Source organism: Formosa sp. Hel3_A1_48, assembly GCF_001735715.1.
Lineage (GTDB): Bacteria > Bacteroidota > Bacteroidia > Flavobacteriales > Flavobacteriaceae > UBA3537.
On record NZ_CP017259.1, the window covers coordinates 774,220 to 792,607 of the forward strand.

Annotated in this window: 14 protein-coding genes and 1 tRNA gene; 2 read left to right on the plus strand and 13 right to left on the minus strand. The window is 35.0% G+C overall.

Annotated elements, in window-relative coordinates:
- Positions 1 to 206: 206 nt before the first annotated feature.
- From FORMA_RS03485 to FORMA_RS03495, 3 genes are read right to left on the minus strand one after another with little or no spacing between them, the layout of a single operon-like run.
- On the minus strand, positions 207 to 2,480 hold the full coding sequence (locus FORMA_RS03485; RefSeq protein ID WP_069674345.1) for a FecR domain-containing protein: 2,274 nt from the start codon (positions 2,478 to 2,480) through the stop codon (positions 207 to 209).
- 29 nt (positions 2,481 to 2,509) lie between these two features.
- Positions 2,510 to 3,433 carry a FecR family protein gene (locus FORMA_RS03490; RefSeq protein WP_083236548.1) on the minus strand — a complete coding sequence of 308 codons (924 nt, stop codon included), beginning with the start codon at positions 3,431 to 3,433 and terminating at the stop codon, positions 2,510 to 2,512.
- A 56-nt stretch (positions 3,434 to 3,489) separates the two neighbouring features.
- Positions 3,490 to 4,002 carry an RNA polymerase sigma factor gene (locus FORMA_RS03495; RefSeq protein ID WP_069674346.1) on the minus strand — a complete coding sequence of 171 codons (513 nt, stop codon included), beginning with the start codon at positions 4,000 to 4,002 and terminating at the stop codon, positions 3,490 to 3,492.
- A 127-nt stretch (positions 4,003 to 4,129) separates the two neighbouring features.
- Here FORMA_RS03495 and FORMA_RS03500 point away from each other — a divergent pair, with 127 nt between their 5' ends.
- Both FORMA_RS03500 and FORMA_RS03505 read left to right on the plus strand, forming a co-directional pair.
- Positions 4,130 to 5,608 carry a hypothetical protein gene (locus FORMA_RS03500; protein WP_157506018.1) on the plus strand — a complete coding sequence of 493 codons (1,479 nt, stop codon included), beginning with the start codon at positions 4,130 to 4,132 and terminating at the stop codon, positions 5,606 to 5,608.
- A 303-nt stretch (positions 5,609 to 5,911) separates the two neighbouring features.
- Positions 5,912 to 7,420 carry a sulfatase gene (locus FORMA_RS03505; protein WP_069674348.1) on the plus strand — a complete coding sequence of 503 codons (1,509 nt, stop codon included), beginning with the start codon at positions 5,912 to 5,914 and terminating at the stop codon, positions 7,418 to 7,420.
- A gap of 203 nt (positions 7,421 to 7,623) precedes the next feature.
- Here the strand turns inward: FORMA_RS03505 and FORMA_RS03510 are convergent.
- The 10 genes from FORMA_RS03510 to mraY form a co-directional block, all read right to left on the minus strand.
- Positions 7,624 to 7,697: transfer RNA gene (locus tag FORMA_RS03510), tRNA-Arg, on the minus strand.
- Between the two features lie 8 nt (positions 7,698 to 7,705).
- Entirely contained in the window at positions 7,706 to 8,158 is a 453-nt protein-coding gene (locus tag FORMA_RS03515) for a GatB/YqeY domain-containing protein (RefSeq protein ID WP_069674349.1), read from the minus strand.
- Between the two features lie 70 nt (positions 8,159 to 8,228).
- Positions 8,229 to 10,154, minus strand: a complete 1,926-nt coding sequence (gene ftsZ, locus FORMA_RS03520) for a cell division protein FtsZ (RefSeq protein ID WP_069674350.1) — start codon at positions 10,152 to 10,154, stop codon at positions 8,229 to 8,231.
- 25 nt (positions 10,155 to 10,179) lie between these two features.
- Positions 10,180 to 11,478, minus strand: a complete 1,299-nt coding sequence (gene ftsA / locus FORMA_RS03525; protein WP_069675435.1) for a cell division protein FtsA — start codon at positions 11,476 to 11,478, stop codon at positions 10,180 to 10,182.
- A gap of 4 nt (positions 11,479 to 11,482) precedes the next feature.
- Positions 11,483 to 12,202, minus strand: coding sequence for a cell division protein FtsQ/DivIB (locus tag FORMA_RS03530; RefSeq protein ID WP_069674351.1), 720 nt, complete (start codon positions 12,200 to 12,202; stop codon positions 11,483 to 11,485).
- Positions 12,195 to 13,544 carry a UDP-N-acetylmuramate--L-alanine ligase gene (gene murC / locus FORMA_RS03535; protein WP_069674352.1) on the minus strand — a complete coding sequence of 450 codons (1,350 nt, stop codon included), beginning with the start codon at positions 13,542 to 13,544 and terminating at the stop codon, positions 12,195 to 12,197. The genes FORMA_RS03530 and murC overlap by 8 nt, the downstream gene beginning before the upstream one ends.
- Entirely contained in the window at positions 13,541 to 14,635 is a 1,095-nt protein-coding gene (gene murG / locus FORMA_RS03540; RefSeq protein WP_069674353.1) for an undecaprenyldiphospho-muramoylpentapeptide beta-N-acetylglucosaminyltransferase, read from the minus strand. Before murG ends, murC begins: the two co-directional genes overlap by 4 nt.
- Positions 14,635 to 15,822, minus strand: coding sequence for an FtsW/RodA/SpoVE family cell cycle protein (locus FORMA_RS03545; RefSeq protein WP_069674354.1), 1,188 nt, complete (start codon positions 15,820 to 15,822; stop codon positions 14,635 to 14,637). The genes murG and FORMA_RS03545 overlap by 1 nt, the downstream gene beginning before the upstream one ends.
- Positions 15,823 to 17,154: a UDP-N-acetylmuramoyl-L-alanine--D-glutamate ligase gene (murD, locus tag FORMA_RS03550; protein ID WP_069674355.1), complete on the minus strand. Its 1,332-nt coding sequence runs from the start codon at positions 17,152 to 17,154 to the stop codon at positions 15,823 to 15,825.
- The gene (gene mraY, locus FORMA_RS03555) at positions 17,155 to 18,387 is read right to left on the minus strand and encodes a phospho-N-acetylmuramoyl-pentapeptide-transferase (protein ID WP_069674356.1); all 1,233 of its coding nucleotides are present in this window, start codon (positions 18,385 to 18,387) and stop codon (positions 17,155 to 17,157) included.
- Position 18,388: the final 1 nt, after the last annotated feature.

An 18,388-nucleotide genomic window follows, 5' to 3' on the forward strand; every position in this document is an offset into this window, starting at 1 on the left:
TTTCTTTTAGGTCAAAACAATTGAAAAATTGGTCACAACCTTTTGTGGCATTAAAACAAAATAGATGAATGTTATTATTGGCTCAATTCCGATTTTATTGAAGGAAATCTCAAACATAAAAAAAGGAGAACCAATTCCAGTGCATCAATTCTCCGATTTAGTGACCCAAACTTACAAAAGTTCGACCTTCATTAAAAGTTTCTATTTTACCAATATATTCTAAACATTAGATTTGGTGTAATTCCGATAGACAACTTCTCTATTAACTCAATTGGATCGCCTATACTGTTATTTCCTCTATATTCTTTACTAATTAAGTTTTTTCTATTGTAAATATTTCTAATTGATAGTCCAATTTTACCTCGTAGTTTATTGTACTTAGACATTTTAAAATTATAGGTTGAAGACAAGTCAAGACGATGATAAATAGGTAATTCGCCTGTATTAATACCATCAATAAATTCTAACCCATCGCTGCTATCATTTGCAATAGTATAAGGTTTTCCAGTTTGCCATTTCCAACCTAATGCAAATTGAAAACCGTCAAATTTATAACTCAAAGCCGCTGACACAGAATGCGTAACATTAGATTTTGAAGTAAAATCTTTATTGTTATTTAAATTTTCGAATCTACTTTGTGATTGATTCAAAGAATAACTTAGCCATGAGTTAAAGCCATTAAATTGTTTTTGCGCAAAAACATCTAATCCAATAATATTCCGCTGACCAATATTAAAACTACTATTAACAGGGTTTAAAAATCCAAGCGATAAGGCGGTGATATTATTTAACTTTTTATAATATGTATCTATATCAATACTTAATCCTTTTTTGATGTAGATAAATCCTGCAGAAACTTGCCGACTATTAATAATGGGAAACGCATTACCATCTGCTAATCTCCACAATCTATTTTCTAATGAAAGATCGCTTAATATGGTTTCATCAATCTCACTAATAATTTGGTTCTTAATTTCGGCAGATCCCTGGAGTTTTAAGTTTTTAGTAAGGGGTTTATAAATCACTAACCTTGGCTCTAGCCTTACAGCATCTAGTTCATTAAAATAAGTACTTCGCAAGCCAAAGCTAAGATTAAAAAGTTTTGGGTTTTTATAATCGTACTGACCATACAAACTATGCGTTTGTATAACGTTGTGTTCTGTATCTAAAATAAATGAAAGGTTTGTTGTATTTAAAAACGCATAAGCAACATCTTTGAGTGCGTATTGATATCCAAAAGTAAACTTATTGGCTTTTGATCTATCAATAATAACTTCTGATGATACTCCTGAATCAAAAATGGTATTTCGTTTTTCAAAATCTGAAATCTGAACATCTCCTTCTCTAGTAATAAAATTATAGTTAAGCTTGTAATCAGAGAAAAAGGCTGTTGTGTTTTGAGTTGTATTTTTATTCCACTTCACCTTCCAACCTAAACCATATCCCATGTTACTAGAGACTAATTTGTCATTAAATCTTTTATTATTTTCAGCATCATTAAGGACATAATCTAATTGATTATCAATGGAGATCATACTTGCATACAGACTGTTATTTTTATTGGGCTTAAAATTCAGTTTAAGATTGTAATCTACAAATGAAAACTCATTATTTTCATTCTCAGAATTTTTGATTTTAGTGCTTTCAAAAACTTTATCTGCGAGTTGATTAAAGGTAAATGTTTCAAATACGTCTGTATAGCTTCGTCTAAGTGATCCTTGAATATTCAATTTATCTTTTATAATTGGGACTTCTATTAATGCATCTCCATTGATCCCGTTAAAACCCAACTGAGCCTTTATAGTTTGAGATATGCTAGAGTTAGAAGACATATCTATAACACTCGACAAACGTTCACCATATCTCGCATGAGAACCTTTGTTTATAAACTTAATTTTTGAAGTAACATTTGGGTTAAATGGAGAAATCATCCCAAAAAGATGTCCTTTGTGATAGATATTTATACCATCCCATATAACACGATTTTGATCTGAGGCTCCTCCTCTTACAAAAAAACCTGAGGTGGTTTCATTGGGACTTAATACTCCTGGTAACAACTGAATACTTTCTAAAACATCTGGCTCAACAAGCCCTGGTAAAACACCAAGTTCAGATGGTGACAGTGTATAAGAGCCATTATTAATTTTTAGAATACCTTTTGTTAAGTAACTGCGAACAACCACTATATCGAGTTCATTTACCTCTGTGTTTTCTTCTGAAAATTTGTTGACAACAATATAGCGGTTATCTATTGTTTTATAATAGAGTTTAGTTTGCAGTTTTAAAGCTTCTAAAACTTCTGCTAATGTTCTTTTTTGTCTTTTTAGCGATATACGTTTTTTGCTTATATCATAGTCATTATAAGAAAATAGCACATCATAAGTATGCTCTATTTTAGTAAATGCTTCTGCAACAGACTCGTTTTTAAACTCTACATAAAAAGCCTCTTCTTGCGAAGAGGCTGCTAATGGGAGTAACATTAAAACAAAAATACAGATCAACCTCATCTTTAGTATCTAAGTTTAATGTTACGATTGTCTTTTTTATTGTATTTCATATTTAGTGCGTCAAAAACAGTAATCAAAGCAATATTGAGATTATGATGTGGAAAACTACCAGAAAAAACTGTTGAATCATCAATGGATTCTGAATCAATTTTTATGTTATATTGATCTTCTAGAGCAGTTATTACATATCTAATTGGTACGCTCTTGAATGTACTTTCTCCATCAATCCATGTTGGCTTAGAGAGCTGAGTAGCGGAAGATTCAGATGGATTATCATTTAGTTTTCTAATGCGTTGGGTTGGTAGTAAAATATGTTCCGAAGACTCTGAACTAACGCTTACTTTTCCTTCATAACAAACGACATCAAAAAAATCGTTTTTAGAATTTACATTAAACTGAGTTCCTAAAACTGTGACTGAACCATTGTTTGTATTAACAGTAAATGTGTTTCCCTTTTCTACCTTGAAATAAGCTTCACCATCTAAGGTTAGTTGCCTGCTCTTTTTCCAATCATTTTCATTGAAAACAATGGTAGATTTAGAGTTTAAAATTACTTGAGAATCATCAAGAAGAGTAATAGTTTTTATTTCGCCAAAATTAGTTTCATAAATAATATCATTGTTCCCTAAAACTGAAAACAACCCAAACAGAAAAACAATCGAAGCTGCAATACCAATCGACCAACGTACAGGATACAACTTAAAAATTGGAGTTTTTTTATTTGCAATCTTTTGTTGAATCTTATTAAACGAATGTTGAGTTGATGCATTTAACTTATCCGAAGTATTTAGACCTTTTCGCAACTTTAGATAAACATTGTAATCAGCCTCACTAATACGATTTTTTAATTCTGTATCTGAGAGGTTTCCCTCTAGCCACTGGGCTAAAAACGTTTCTTCATTTATATGTGAATTCTGGTTTTTCATTTTATTTCTATATTTAGGACAACTAACTAGATAAATACCCTACTTAACAATTTTAGTTAAACATCACCAATTTCTTTTCTCATGACAACCAAGGCTTGATGCATACGTTTTTCTACAGCTTTTACGCTAATATCTAAAAGTAGAGCAATCTCCTTATATTTCTTTTTTTCAATTCTATTCATTAGAAATACTTCGCGCTGTTTTTCTGGCAAGTTATCAATTGTCGATTCTAACTTTTCCATGAACTCCTTTTCAAGCATAATAAATTCAGGGGACTCATTAGTGCTTTTATTCTCATTATGTTTCCGATGATTTTGTACTACTTTTTGATGCTTTATATCATTTAGAAACATATTATTAGCAATACTATAAATATAACTCTTCACTTTGTTAGAATCTACTTTGTTGCAATTCTCCCAAAGTTTTATAAACACATCCTGTAAAATATCTTCAGATTTATCTATATCTTGAGTTTTATAAAAAAGAAACCGTCTAATTTCTTTAGCATAGGTATTATATATAGCCTCAAAAGAATTTGAATCACATATATTGTGATTGTGTCTGGACATTAAATTGGTTTTAATTTTAAACCAAAACTATGAAAAAAATAATTTAAGAAAAAAGTAGGGTTTTTATATTTGAAATTGTCTTAAATAGGATTAACCTCAATAATTTTTAAAATAAAAAATGAAAAAAATGAATAAATTTAAACTTTTAATTTTTAGTATTTTAACGATACTTACAGTTTTGACGTCTTGTACTAATGAAGAAGTAATTATTGATAATCTACAAAATACCGAGGAAAGTGAATCTATTGTAACAACTTTAAGTAGACTTAACCAACAGTATGATGACAATGGAAATGTAGACGAAGCGGAAAATCCTGCTGGCAATATTGTCTTTGATTTTTGTTTCGATTTTGTATACCCAATCAATCTTTCATTTAATACGGGTACTACAGTAACAGTAAATAGTTTAGATGAACTAATAGACATTTATTTTGCTTCAACAGAAAATTTATTTATAAATGGGATTGCGTTTCCTTTCCAAGTGGAGACCTACAATGAAAATAGTAATGCTCTAGAAATAGAAACTATAAATAGCGAAGATGAATTTTTAAGTTTATTAGAAGACTGTGATTTTGAGGACGAGGTAGAGGATTGTATTTGTACTGAAGAATATGACCCTGTTTGTATTGATATTACAGATTTAGATGGAGAACTATTTACAATTTCATATCCAAATGCCTGCTATGCGATATGTGATGGTTTCACTGAGGACGATTTTAGTGAAGAATGCCAAATAGACTACGAATCTAGTGACGGAGAATGTTTTGAATTTGTGTATCCTATTTCCATAATATTAGATGAAGGAGATCCTGTAACTGTAAATTCTCGCGAAGAACTATTTAATGCCACATACGGTGCCTATCACATTGATTTAGTACTTCCATTAGATATTATAATTGAAAATGATTCGATAGTAACAATTAATGACTATGATGAGCTAGAAGCTATAATAGAAGATTGCATTGGCGATGATAATGTTGGAGTTGTCGATTGCCTCCCGGAAGACATTTTAAGTGCTTTAATAAATTGTTTTTGGCAAATTGATTTTGTTGACGATGACCAATATCTCTATAACTTTTTCAGTGATGGTACATACCAAGTGCAGTCCGACGATAGTCTTCTTACATCTGGGGAATTTATTATAAATACTGGAAACGAGACCTTTTACATAACCCTAGCAGCAAACTCACCTATCTACAATGACGAATGGGTGGTTACTGTATGTGATGAAAGTTTAGAAATGCAAAGTATAGTATCTCCTCAAGCTGAGCTTTACTCAATAGATTGTGTCGAAGAAGGTTTAGAAGATTGTTCAATTGAAGAGGTTGAAGTTCTATTATCAAATTGCTCATGGGTAAATGTTAATAATGATATTTACACCTACATTATTAATCCAGATTACACATTTGAAGTGGTTGAAGGAAACACCATCACTACCACAGGGGTTTGGGATTTAAATGTCACAGTCAATGGATATTTAATGAGTCTGAATTCGAATTCTACACAATTTCAGGACACATGGTTAATTGCTGATTGTCATGAAGGAGATCTATTTATTTTAAGCTTAGTATCCGATACTACAATTATTTCTGATAATTGTGACTAAGAAAAAACTAATATAAATCACCTACCTTAAATTATTATAAGCCTTCAGTTATTATACTGGAGGCTTATTTATGTTTTGTATAAAATTATCATAGTTGTTCTCAACACGGTGTATGAATTTTAACGAAGGAAATCTCAAACATAAAAAAAGGAGAACCAATTCCTGTGCATCAATTCTCCGATTTACCAGCAGGGATAAATATTATTGTAGTGGATAATCAACATTGTAAATTTTTAAAAAAATAAAGTCTGAGATATTGAATTAGTTTTTCTATCTTGAAATGAATAATTTAATTTGATTAATATGCGATTTATAAAGTTTGGATGTTTGGTTTTATTGGCCCTTTCAATCACAGGATCAAAACCGTCTAAATCCAGTTCAAAACTAAATGTATTGTTTATTGTTGCTGATGATCTTAATTGTGCATTGGGGGCTTATGGCGACCCGCTGGCCATTACGCCTAATCTGGATAAATTAGCCCAAAAGGGTCTTGTATTTAACAATGCCCATGTTCAATATCCGCTTTGTGGTCCCTCTAGGGTTTCTTTTATGACCGGAATGTATCCCGACCAAACAAAATCTAAGGTTTTGAGGTTGTATGTACGTCAGACCATTCCCGATGTTGTTACCCTAGGGCAAAAGTTTAGAATGGAAAATTACCATTCCATAAGAGTGGGTAAAATTTACCATTACCACAATCCTAGAGATATTGGAACCGCTGGCCATGACGATTCTTTTACTTGGGATCAGACGGTCAATCCTTATGGACGTGATAAGGTTGAAGAATATAAACTTAATAAGGTAAAGCCAGATTTTGATGGGGCAACTTTAAGTTGGCTGGAGTCTGATGGTGCAGATGAAGAACAAACAGACGGTATCGGAGCTTCCGCAACCATCGATTTTTTAGATACCTTTGCAAAAAGTAAAGAAAATTTCTTTTTGGCCTTCGGATTGTACCGTCCACATGTGCCATTTGTAGCCCCTAAAAAGTATTTTGATCTTTATGATATCAATGATTTTAGTGTTACAGAAACATCAGATGAGTACCTTAAAACGATCCCCAAGCCTGCCGCAGCTTCACTCAGAGCCAGAAAAGAACAAATAGACTTAGACCCAGCTTTATCAGTGACAATTAAACATGCCTATTACGCAACAACAAGTTTTATGGATGCACAAATTGGTCGGGTTTTGGATAAACTTAAGGAAACAGGGCTTGACAAAAACACCATTGTTGTATTTACATCTGATCACGGCTATCATTTAGGCGAACATGGGCATTGGCAAAAACAAACCCTCTTTCAAGATGCTACTCGTGTTCCTTTAATATTTGCTGGACCTGGCGTTAAAAAAACAAAAAAATCTGTTGGTGCACCAGTTGAGCTTGTAGATATTTATCCAACGCTTATGGATATGGTCGAGATGAAAACACCATCATTTGTCAGTGGTTTAAGTTTGACACCATTTTTTGATAATCCAGACAGCTCCATTCGCTCATCTGCTTTTACTGAGCTACAAGTAGATAGAGGGAATATTAAAGCTCAAGGTTATGGGATTCAAACGACTCGTTATCGCCTCAACCAATGGGAATTTAATGGACGTACTGAGTATGAATTGTACGATCATAAAAACGATCCTGAAGAATTAAAAAATTTAGCTGATTTAAGTTCTTACAATGCTATTAAAGACTCTCTTTCCATTATTTTGAATCAAAGAATTGTAGCCGCTAAAATACGTCCTATAGGTTTAGGCCGACAAATTAACAATGCACGCCCATGGAATGAGCCCAAAAGATTTTTCCCAAAACCCAAATAATGCCACACTTAAAATAATATTAAAACAAAAACAAAATCTTCAAAATTTAGTGTTTCCATCCGGATTGGGTTACGACAAGTCAAATGACCGAGTTCGAACCCCAAAAGTGAATGCTGTTTTTGGCTCAATTCCGATTTTATTGAAGGAAATTTCAAATATTAAAAAAGGAGAACCAATTCCAGTGCATCAATTCTCCGGTTTAGTGACTGCGACAGGAGTCGAACCTACAACCGCTGGAGCCGAAATCCAGTGCTCTATCCAATTGAGCTACGCAGCCAATTTATATTAAGGCATTAATTTTTTCTTAACCAAAGTTGAGATCGTTTTTCCATCTGTTTTTCCAGCCAATTCCTTACTGACAATACCCATTACTTTGCCCATATCCTTCATACTCGTAGCCCCTAATTTTGAAATGGCAATTTGCACATACTTTTCTACCTCATCCTCAGTTAACATCTCTGGTAAAAACTGGCTGATAATTTTGGCCTCTGCCAATTCTGGCTCTGCTAAATCTGGCCTATTTTGTTCTGAAAAAATAGCCGCACTATCGTGACGTTGTTTTACCAATTTTTGCAGAAGTTTCACTTCTTCAGCTTCGGTCATCTTTTCTTTCGAGCCGCTTTCAGTCTGTGCTAGAAGCACAGCGGACTTGATAGACCTCAAAGCCGTTAATCCTAAGGTGTCTTTAGATTTCATAGCCGCTTTCATGGCGGTCATGAGCTGTTCATTTAAACTCATTTTAAAAAATTTTGGATCACGAATATAAGTATTTCTCTGTAAAAGATGAGGGCATAGTACATAAAAAAGCTTAATCTACATTATCGTGTAAAAACGAATTGTTTGAACGCAGCTGTACATCTTCGTTTTCATCTAAACTCACAGTTGCTCTAGAGGGTAATTGTTCTGAACTTGGAGTGTCATTCAATTCTACGCCTTTTCGTTTGTAAGCCGGTTCTTTTTCAAATTCATCAACCTTAGATGTGTTGAACTTATAGTTAAACGCTTTCATTTTCTTTCGTCGTTCATCAGCGCGATCGCGTAAGGTTTTTGAAATTGGATTATTGAAGGGGTCTTCGTCTTCAACAGGTGCTTTGGTGACTTTCCGCTCCTTGACCGTGACTTTTGAAAACATTAACTCTGTATCCACCTGAGTTTCCTTTGTGGCACTTTCCTTAGAGCTATCGTATTCCTCATTGGTATTTTCTAAAATAATATGATCGTCCAAGGAATAAAGTTGTTCATCCTCAGAACTTGATTCATTAACAGCAATAAGTTCTATATAATCATCTACTTCTATATCATTAACGTTGTCTTCCAATTCAAAGATTTCGACATCATCATTAATTTCAGATAAGCTTGTGCTTTGATGTAGTGGCAAGTCAAAGGTAAGCATGGTTTGCTCCTCAACTTCAGCTATTTCATCTTGTTTAGGCTCAGAAAATACTTCGTTAATAATAAATTCGTCTTCACTAACATCAGCAACTACTTCAGCAGCAACTACATCTATAGATTTTATGAGTTCTGTAGTGGGAATTAAATCCATATAATTTGCTTCAGCCTCTTCAAAATCGTGCAAATCAGAATCATCCTCTAACGAATAAACAATGGTTTCTTCTGTCGCAAATTCATCTCCTTTAGTATTCTGTAATGAGTCAATGGCTTGAGGCGCAGTTAAATCGTGCTCCATAATTTGCTCGTCCTCAAGAGCATGAACGACTTTTTTAGGTTCAACATTTGTTATATCGTTTTGTTGATCAACATCAAATCCAGTAGCAATAACAGTAACAGAAATAGCTTCTCCCAATTTCTCATCTTCACCTACCCCCATAATAATGTTGGCACCATATCCAGCTTCAGCTTGAATATGATCATTAATTTCTCCAATTTCATCAATTGTAATTTCCTGATTGCCAGAAACAATAAGCAGAAGAACATTTTTAGCCCCTGTGATCTTATTGTCATTAAGCAAAGGTGAATCTAGTGCTGTAGTAATTGCTTTTTTAGCACGGTTTTCTCCAACAGCAGTAGAAGCGCCCATTATGGCAGTTCCGCTGTTAGTCAATACAGTTTTGGCATCCCGTAAATCGATGTTTTGAGTGTAATGATGTGTGATGACCTCAGCAATTCCACGAGCAGCTGTGGAAAGTACTTCATCTGCCTTTGAAAAGCCAGCTTTAAAGCCAAGGTTACCATATACCTCACGAAGTTTATTATTGTTAATGATCACCAACGAATCAACAACATTTCTCAATTTCTCAATCCCTTTATGCGCTTGAGTATTTCTGATTTTTCCTTCAAATTGAAAAGGCATAGTAACTATCCCAACCGTAAGAATATCAAGTTCCCTGGCCATTTTTGCAATGATGGGTGCTGCACCTGTTCCTGTACCACCACCCATTCCAGCAGTAATGAATACCATTTTAGTATTGGTATCTAGCATGGTTCTGATGTCCTCCAAACTTTCAATGGCTGCTTTTTCACCAATTTCAGGATTTGCACCAGCGCCCAAACCTTCTGTGATATGAAGCCCTAATTGAATTTTATTAGGTACAGCACTGCTATTCAGGGCTTGTGCATCAGTATTACAGATGACAAAGTCAACCCCTTTTATGCCTTGTGTAAACATATGGTTGATGGCGTTGCTTCCACCGCCACCAACACCAATGACTTTGATTACATTTGATTGATTTTTTGGTAAATCAAATCTGATTCCGAGTTCGTTATTACTGCTCATAAATATTTATTTTTTGTATTGTTGGTTATTCAGCATTTTCTAAAAAGTCCTTTACGCGTTCGGTTAGTTTCTCCAAAAAGCCTTTGGAGCGCACGGGGGGCTGTTCTGTTGGTGGCTTTGGAGGTTCGTCGTCTTCGGGCAACTCAACACTGACTTGCTTTTCTTGACGCTCAAGACCATCTAAAACTAAACCTACGGCAGTGGCATACAATGGACTGGTAATATCACCATCGCTATCACCCGCTAGATGTTCGTTAGGATAACCTACGCGAGTGTCCATTCCTGTTATATATTCGACGAGTTGCTTCAAGTGATTCAACTGACTACCGCCCCCAGTGAGGACAATTCCTGCAATCAGCTTTTTCTTCTGTTCCTCATGTCCATAATTTTTAATTTCCACATAAACTTGTTCTATAATTTCCACTACTCGAGCATGAATAATTTTAGATAGATTTTTTAATGAGATTTCCTTGGGGTCTCTTCCTCTCAGTCCTGGAATTGAAACAATTTCATTGTCTTTATTTTCACCTGGCCAAGCCGATCCAAATTTGATTTTTAATAGTTCGGCCTGTTTCTCAATAATTGAACATCCTTCTTTGATGTCTTCTGTGATAACGTTACCCCCAAAAGGGATAACAGCAGTATGTCTAATGATTCCATCTTTGAAAACTGCTAAATCTGTAGTCCCGCCTCCAATATCTATTAAAGCAACTCCAGCTTCCTTTTCTTCTTGACTCAATACAGCTTTAGCTGAAGCAAGCGGCTCTAAAGTTATTCCCTCCAAACTCAAACCAGCAGTTTGAATGCATCGCCCTATATTTCGAATAGATGAAACTTGACCAACTACAACATGAAAATTAGCTTCCAAACGCTCTCCATACATACCGATTGGTTCTTTGATTTCTGCCTGCCCGTCCACTTTAAAATCTTGTGGTAAAACATGAATAATCTCCTCGCCGGGAAGCATGACAAGCTTGTGAACTTGGTTGATTAGGCGGTCGATATCTTCCTCATTAATCACTTGTTCTGCATTGGGTCTAGTGATGTAATCACTATGCTGTAAGCTTCTGATGTGTTGGCCAGCAATTCCTACTGTCACGCCACCAATCTTAATTTCGGATGTTGCCTCAGCTTCAATTACTGCATTTTGAATAGACTGAATGGTTTGCGTTATGTTATTGACAACACCCCGATGAACGCCCATACTTTTTGACTTACCTACGCCAATGGTTTCTAATTTTCCATACTGATTTTTTTGGCCAATCATCGCAACGATTTTGGTTGTTCCAATATCCAGCCCTACTGCAATATTTTGAGTCTCCATAGAATTAAAATTTTGTACAAACAACCTGACGGTCGAAATGTAAATTCACTGTTTTATATGTCTGAAGCAGCTTATCTTTTTTTGCTTTTTGATAAAATGCTTTAAAATTATTCATTTTCTTATCTAAATCTTTTGTTGTACCAACAACTACTTCAAAATCGTAGGTCCGCATGGCTAGTGAAAATTGTTGCTCCTCATTGACAATAATCTCGGTCACATAAAGCTTCAAAAAGTCATCCTGAGCTATATACTGTAAGAGCTCATTAACAGCCTCAAGATTTGATGCATCAACATCTCCATAAACCAAAATCACACGTGCACTATGTTCCGGAGAAAGCGGCATCATTTCCCCCCGACTGTCAATGTAAAACGAAGGCTCGGAAATCACTCGCGCCAGAGGCTTTCGTTGTGCTACTTCTACTCTAACTTCCCCATTTACAGTAAGATACACTTCTGCTTTTTCAATCATCGGATGGGATGATATTTTGGACTCCAATTCATTCAAATCTAAAATATCTTTAGGCATACATTCCACAGCTTGTTGATTTTGTATTAACAATTTATCAACGATATTTTTACTGATCAACAAATGATCTTCACCAACAAATTCAATGTTTGTTTTTGCTATGGGTAAATCAGTATTTCTTTTGGCTGAAAATGCATATAGAAATACCACTAATGTGAACAACAAAACTCCTTTCGCTATATTTTTATATTTATGCATACATCAAGTTTTTTGAAAGCGGTTCAACAAGAGTTCCAATATCACCTGCACCCATGGTTACTAACACAGGGTAATCAATCGATTTAATAGCCTCACATAATGTTTCTTTGGATACCAATTTTTTGATTGGCGCCGTGATCTTACCCAACAACCAAGCAGAGTTAACACCCTTTATCGGCAGTTCACGTGCAGGGTATATTTCCAATAATAAAACTGCATCAAAGACAGAAAGAGAACGCGCAAAATCTTCTACGAAATCTTGTGTTCTACTGAACAAGTGTGGTTGAAAAACAGCAGTAATTGACTGTGCAGGATGCATTTCAGATATTGCCTGGTAAACAGCATCAATTTCTTTGGGGTGGTGTGCATAATCGTCAATAAACACAAAGGAATCATTTTTTTGCTTATAAGTAAAGCGTCGTTTAACTCCGCGGTATGAATCTAAACCGCTGTATAATTTTTCAACAGGACAACCAAAAGACAAAGCCATGGCAAGCGCAGCTACAGCATTGCTCAAATTGTGTTGCCCGGGCAAATTAAATTTAAAATCCTTATAAAGTGCTGAAGGGGTTTTTAAATCGAATTGATAGATTCCATTAGAAATACGAATATTAATTGCTGCATAATCCGAATCGGATTCAACACCATAAGTGGTGCCCTGCATCGAAAGTGAATCGTGGACAAAAAGCTGCCCATCAGCGGTTATATTATTTGAAAAATCTAAGAACGACTGTTTTAGAGATTCCTTATTACCGTAAATATCCAAATGGTCTGCATCTGTGGATGTGATACATGCGAAATTAGGAGAAAGGGTCATAAATGAGCGATCAAACTCATCGGCTTCAACAACTGTAACTTGATGTCCGTTTTGTATTAAATTTGAATTGTAATTTTCAGATATTCCCCCTAAAAACGCAGTCATGTTTTGATCGGCGACCTTCATCAAGTGTCCTAAAATACTTGTAGTCGTAGTTTTACCATGAGTTCCAGCGACTGCCATACAGAAGGTGTCTTTAGTAATCAAACCTAAAACTTCTGAACGTTTTAAAACGGTAAAATTATTTGCCTTAAAATAAGTTAAAAGCGAATTTGAATGTGGTATAGCAGGCGTGTACACAACTAGTGTTTTTGATGCGTCTAAAAATTCAGAAGTTATATTTTTTACATGGTCAACGTAATTGACACCAATTCCAGAAAGCTCCAATATTTTTGTAATATCGCTTGGGGTTTTATCATATCCTGAAACAGCTTTTTGAGCGGCATAAAAATAAGACGCCAAAGCACTCATCCCGATACCACCGATACCAATAAAATAAATGTTATGGAATGCTTTTAGATTCATGCGTTAATCAATTTTTCAATTTCAATGACAATCTCATCAGTAGCTGAAGGTTTGGCCAATTTTTTAATATTCGTACTCAATTGTTGCTGTAATTCTTTATTGCTCAATAGATTAGAAAAATGAGCCTCGAATTCTTGATTTAAATCTTTCTCTGGAATTAGAAGGGCTGCATTTTGACTAGAAACAGCTAAGGCATTTTTAGTTTGATGATCTTCTGCAACATTTGGCGATGGAATAAAAACCACAGGCTTGCCTACGATGCAAAGTTCCGAAACGGAGCTCGCTCCTGCCCTGGAAATGATAATGTCTGCTGCTGCATAAGCTAAATCCATTCGTTTTATAAACGACAAAACCTGAACATCAATTTTATCATTATAAATCTTATAATCATCAAAATATAATTTACCACACTGCCACACTAGTTGAATATTATTTTTCTTAAAAAATGGCAGATGCCCCTCAACCATTTGATTGATTCTGCGCGCACCCAAGCTTCCGCCCAAGACAAGAAGTGTTTTTTTAGAGGGATCCAAAGCAAAAGACGATTGCGCCTCCTGCTGTTTAGCGTTTAAATCTAAAAGATCTTGCCGTACAGGATTGCCAGTAACCACAATTTTATCTTTAGGAAAAAATGATTCCAAATTTTCATAGGCAACACATATCTTTTGCGCCTTAGTTGCCAGTAATTTATTTGTTACACCAGGGTAGGAGTTTTGCTCTTGTATCAGCGTAGGTTTACCCAAAAGAGAAGCAATAAATAACAATGGACCACTTGCATAACCACCAGTACCAATTACAACATTTGGTCTAAATCGAAGCATAATAAATACAGATTTAAACAAACTAATAAACAGCTTTAATGGAAATAAAATATTTTTTAACAACTGCTTTCTTTGAAATCCAGAGATCCAAAGTCCAGTAATTTTAAAGCCTGCATTTGGCACTTTTTCCATTTCCATTTTACCTAAAGCCCCAACAAAAAGAAAAACAGTATTTGGATGTTTTACTTTTAGCCCTTGTGCAATTGATAAAGCAGGAAAAATATGTCCCCCTGTACCACCTCCAGATAATATGACTTTAAATTTATTCATTATAAAGCTTCACTTAAAATTTCTAAAGGATGCTCCTCCTCAGATTGATTTCTAATTTCTTCTCTTTTTGCACTGACGCTCAGTATGATCCCAATCCCCAAACAAGTAACCCATATAGAAGTGCCGCCGCTGCTTATCAATGGTAATGTTTGTCCTGTAACAGGAAATAACTCTACAGCTACGCCCATATTGATAAGCGCCTGAAAAATAATTGGAAGCCCAACGCCAATGGTCAGAAGTTTTCCAAAAACAGTACCTGCCTTTTGCGCCACTACTACAATCCTAAACAACAGCAAGAGGTACAGTACCAATAAAAATAAACCCCCTATCAAACCATACTCTTCAATAATGATGGCGAAAATGAAATCAGATGAAGATTGTGGTAAAAAGTTTTTTTGCACACTTTTTCCAGGACCTAACCCATAAACACTCCCTGTGGCTATAGCGATTTTAGCTTTTTCAATTTGATAATCTTCCTCAGAATCATGATCATCCATGAAATTCACAATCCTACTAGTCCAAGTATCAACCCTATTTGGCATAGAATCTGGAAATGCTTTGGCAATGAGCACAAAAAAGGCGAGTACTAAAAGACCTGAACCGACAATTGCTGCTAAATATCGTAAGGGATAGCCTCCTAAAAAAGCCAATACCAAAATCATGGTGAATATGATTGCTGTAGTAGAAAAATTAGCTGGAAGAATCAAAATAAGCACCACAAAAACAGGAAACCACAATGGCATTATGGACGATTTGAATGAGATGTTTTCTTCAAAAATCTTAGAGAGATAACGTGCCACAAAAACCATCAATACTAGGGCTGCTAGGGTAGATGGCTGAAAAGTGAAGCCAACAAAAGGAACACGAATCCAACGGCTGGCATTTGCACCATCAATAGTTGTTCCTTGGAGCAAAGTGACCAACAAAAGAATCAAAACAACAGGGAACATCACCATAGAAAGCCCTTTGAAATAACGATAAGGAATTTTGTGTATGGCATAAATAATTGAAAAACCGAGAAATAAATGCACAAAATGTTTAATAAAATAAGTGAAGGTTTGGCCGTCACCATAAGTATAGGCCAAATTACTTGCAGCACTATAAACAGGTAAAAATGAAAATATGGCCAACAGCGCGACTATGGCCCATATCATTCGATCTCCTTTTATGTTTGCAAACTTTATCATTTATAAGGCGCGTACTGCTGATTTAAATTGATGTCCTCTGTCTTCATAATTTTTGAACAAATCGAAGCTTGCACAGGCTGGAGAAAGTAAAACATTCTCCCCAGCAGTTGCTATATTATAAGCAATCTTAACGGCTTCAGACATATATTGCGTCTCCACAATGATATCGACCATTTGTTCGAAATTTTGAAATAAAGCTTCGTTGTCTTTTCCAAGACAAATAATCGCTTTTACTTTTTCATTTATAAATGGAAACAAAGCACTATAGTCGTTTCCTTTATCAACACCACCAACAATCCATACGGTCGGAGCAGACATACTCTCCAAAGCAAAATAAGTGGCATTTACATTCGTAGCCTTAGAATCATTGATGTATTGAACTTTATTTATTTTCAATACATGTTCTAACCGATGCTCAGCGCCTTGAAAACATTCTAAACTCTCACGAATAGTTTCTTTTCTTATTTTGAGAAGGTGGGCAACTGTAGCAGCAGCCATCGCGTTTTTGATGTTATGCTTTCCTTCCAAAGCTAAATTTGTTGTTGGCATTATGTTTTCTTCTTTAATTAGTTTAATTATAATTTCTTTTTCATTTAAATAGGTGCCTTGTGCTAAAGTTTTAGTTAGCGAAAAAGGCACTAAAGTCGACTGAATAGGATGAGTCTGAAGATATGTGCTGATGACCTCATCATCAGCATCATAAATCAAATAATCTTGTTTTGTTTGATTTAAGATTATTCTGAATTTGGAGGCAATATAATTTTCAAATTTATTCGCATATCGATCCAAGTGATCTGGAGTAATATTAGTTAGTACTGCTATATGGGGTCTGAAATTTTTGATTCCATCGAGTTGAAAACTACTCAACTCTAGTACAAAATAATCTGGATCTTTATGAATAAGTCCTGCAAAACTATCACCAATATTTCCACCCATAACTACATCAAATTTTGCTTGATTAAGTATGTGGTTGGCCATCATTGTTGTGGTGGTTTTTCCATTACTTCCCGTTATACCAATAATATCAGCAGATGTGAATTGTGCAGCAAATTCAATTTCAGAAATCACAGGAATACCAGTTTCAAGCAAAGCCTTTACAATAGGCACTTGTTCAGAAATCCCTGGACTTTTCATGACAACATCAGCATTTAAAATTTTGTATGCAGTATGCTTACCTTCCTCCCATTCAATCTCATTATGTTTAAGAACGTCCTTGTACACTTTTTTAAGGGCTCCGAAATCTGAAACAAATACATCAAACCCTTTTTCTTTTCCCAATAGTGCTGTACCTACACCACTTTCACCACCACCAAGTACAACCAGTCTTTTCATTTATCTAATTTTAAGAGTAACTATAGTTAGGATGGCTAAAAGAATTCCAACAATCCAGAAACGAGTTACAATTTTACTTTCGTGATATCCTGATTTTTGATAATGATGATGTAGAGGCGACATTTTAAAAATCCGTCGTCCTTCACCAAATTTTTTCTTTGTGTATTTGAAATACCCAACTTGTAACATGACTGAAACATTTTCAGCCAAGAAAATTCCACACAACAGAGGAATTAGCCATTCCTTTCGAACAGCTATAGCAATAACAGCGATGATGCCGCCGATTGTCAAACTTCCCGTGTCACCCATAAAAACTTGTGCCGGAAATGTATTGTACCATAAAAACCCAACAAGCGCACCGACAAAAGCAGCAATGTAAATTGTGATTTCCTCTACTCGGGGGATGTACATTATATTTAAGTAATCTGAGAAAATTATATTGCCTGAAACCCAAGCAAAAATCCCTAGCGTTAATACAATAATTGCGGACGTCCCAGCTGCTAGTCCGTCAATGCCATCCGTTAAATTTGCACCATTAGAAACAGCTGTTATGATAAAAATCACAACCAACACAAATACAATCCAAGCGTGTTTCTCTAGATTTGGATGAATCCATGTGATTAAGTCTGCGTAATCGAACTCATTGGCTTTAACAAAGGGTATTGTTGTTTTTGTAGATTTGGATTCTGGATAAAATTGCTGCGACACACCCTGTACTGATGAGACAACTGTACGCTGCTGTATAGGTATTTGTTCTTTAATTGTGACATCTGAATGAAAAAATAATGTTAGTCCAACAATAACACCTAGACCTATTTGACCTAAAATCTTAAACCTCCCTTTCAGTCCTTCTTTGTCATTTTTGAATTTTTTGATATAATCATCTATAAATCCAATGACACCCATCCAAATTGTAGTAATTAGAAGTAAAATGATGTAGATATTATCCAATTTTGCTAACAACAAAACAGGCACTAAAGTCGCTAGGATGATGATCAAGCCACCCATTGTTGGGGTTCCTGCTTTTTCTTTTTGTCCTTCCAAACCTAAATCTCTTATGGTTTCCCCAACTTGTTTAGCACTAAGAATGTTGATAATTTTCTTGCCAAATATTGTTGAAATCAAAAGCGATAAAATAATAGCTAAAGCAGCTCTAAAAGTCAAGAACCCAAAAAGTGAAGCGCCAGGAAACTGAAACTCTTTTTCTAAATATTCAAACAAATAGTACAGCATA

Bases quoted from the DNA above. Each gene is read 5' to 3' on its own strand.
- FORMA_RS03485 (WP_069674345.1), bottom strand. From the start codon at position 2,480: ATGTTACTCCCATTAGCAGCCTCTTCGCAAGAAGAGGCTTTTTATGTA.
- FORMA_RS03490 (WP_083236548.1), bottom strand. From the start codon at position 3,433: ATGAAAAACCAGAATTCACATATAAATGAAGAAACGTTTTTAGCCCAG.
- FORMA_RS03495 (WP_069674346.1), bottom strand. From the start codon at position 4,002: ATGTCCAGACACAATCACAATATATGTGATTCAAATTCTTTTGAGGCT.
- FORMA_RS03500 (WP_157506018.1), top strand. From the start codon at position 4,130: ATGAATAAATTTAAACTTTTAATTTTTAGTATTTTAACGATACTTACA.
- FORMA_RS03505 (WP_069674348.1), top strand. From the start codon at position 5,912: ATGCGATTTATAAAGTTTGGATGTTTGGTTTTATTGGCCCTTTCAATC.
- FORMA_RS03515 (WP_069674349.1), bottom strand. From the start codon at position 8,158: ATGAGTTTAAATGAACAGCTCATGACCGCCATGAAAGCGGCTATGAAA.
- ftsZ (WP_069674350.1), bottom strand. From the start codon at position 10,154: ATGAGCAGTAATAACGAACTCGGAATCAGATTTGATTTACCAAAAAAT.
- ftsA (WP_069675435.1), bottom strand. From the start codon at position 11,478: ATGGAGACTCAAAATATTGCAGTAGGGCTGGATATTGGAACAACCAAA.
- FORMA_RS03530 (WP_069674351.1), bottom strand. From the start codon at position 12,202: ATGCATAAATATAAAAATATAGCGAAAGGAGTTTTGTTGTTCACATTA.
- murC (WP_069674352.1), bottom strand. From the start codon at position 13,544: ATGAATCTAAAAGCATTCCATAACATTTATTTTATTGGTATCGGTGGT.
- murG (WP_069674353.1), bottom strand. From the start codon at position 14,635: ATGAATAAATTTAAAGTCATATTATCTGGAGGTGGTACAGGGGGACAT.
- FORMA_RS03545 (WP_069674354.1), bottom strand. From the start codon at position 15,822: ATGATAAAGTTTGCAAACATAAAAGGAGATCGAATGATATGGGCCATA.
- murD (WP_069674355.1), bottom strand. From the start codon at position 17,154: ATGAAAAGACTGGTTGTACTTGGTGGTGGTGAAAGTGGTGTAGGTACA.
- mraY (WP_069674356.1), bottom strand. From the start codon at position 18,387: ATGCTGTACTATTTGTTTGAATATTTAGAAAAAGAGTTTCAGTTTCCT.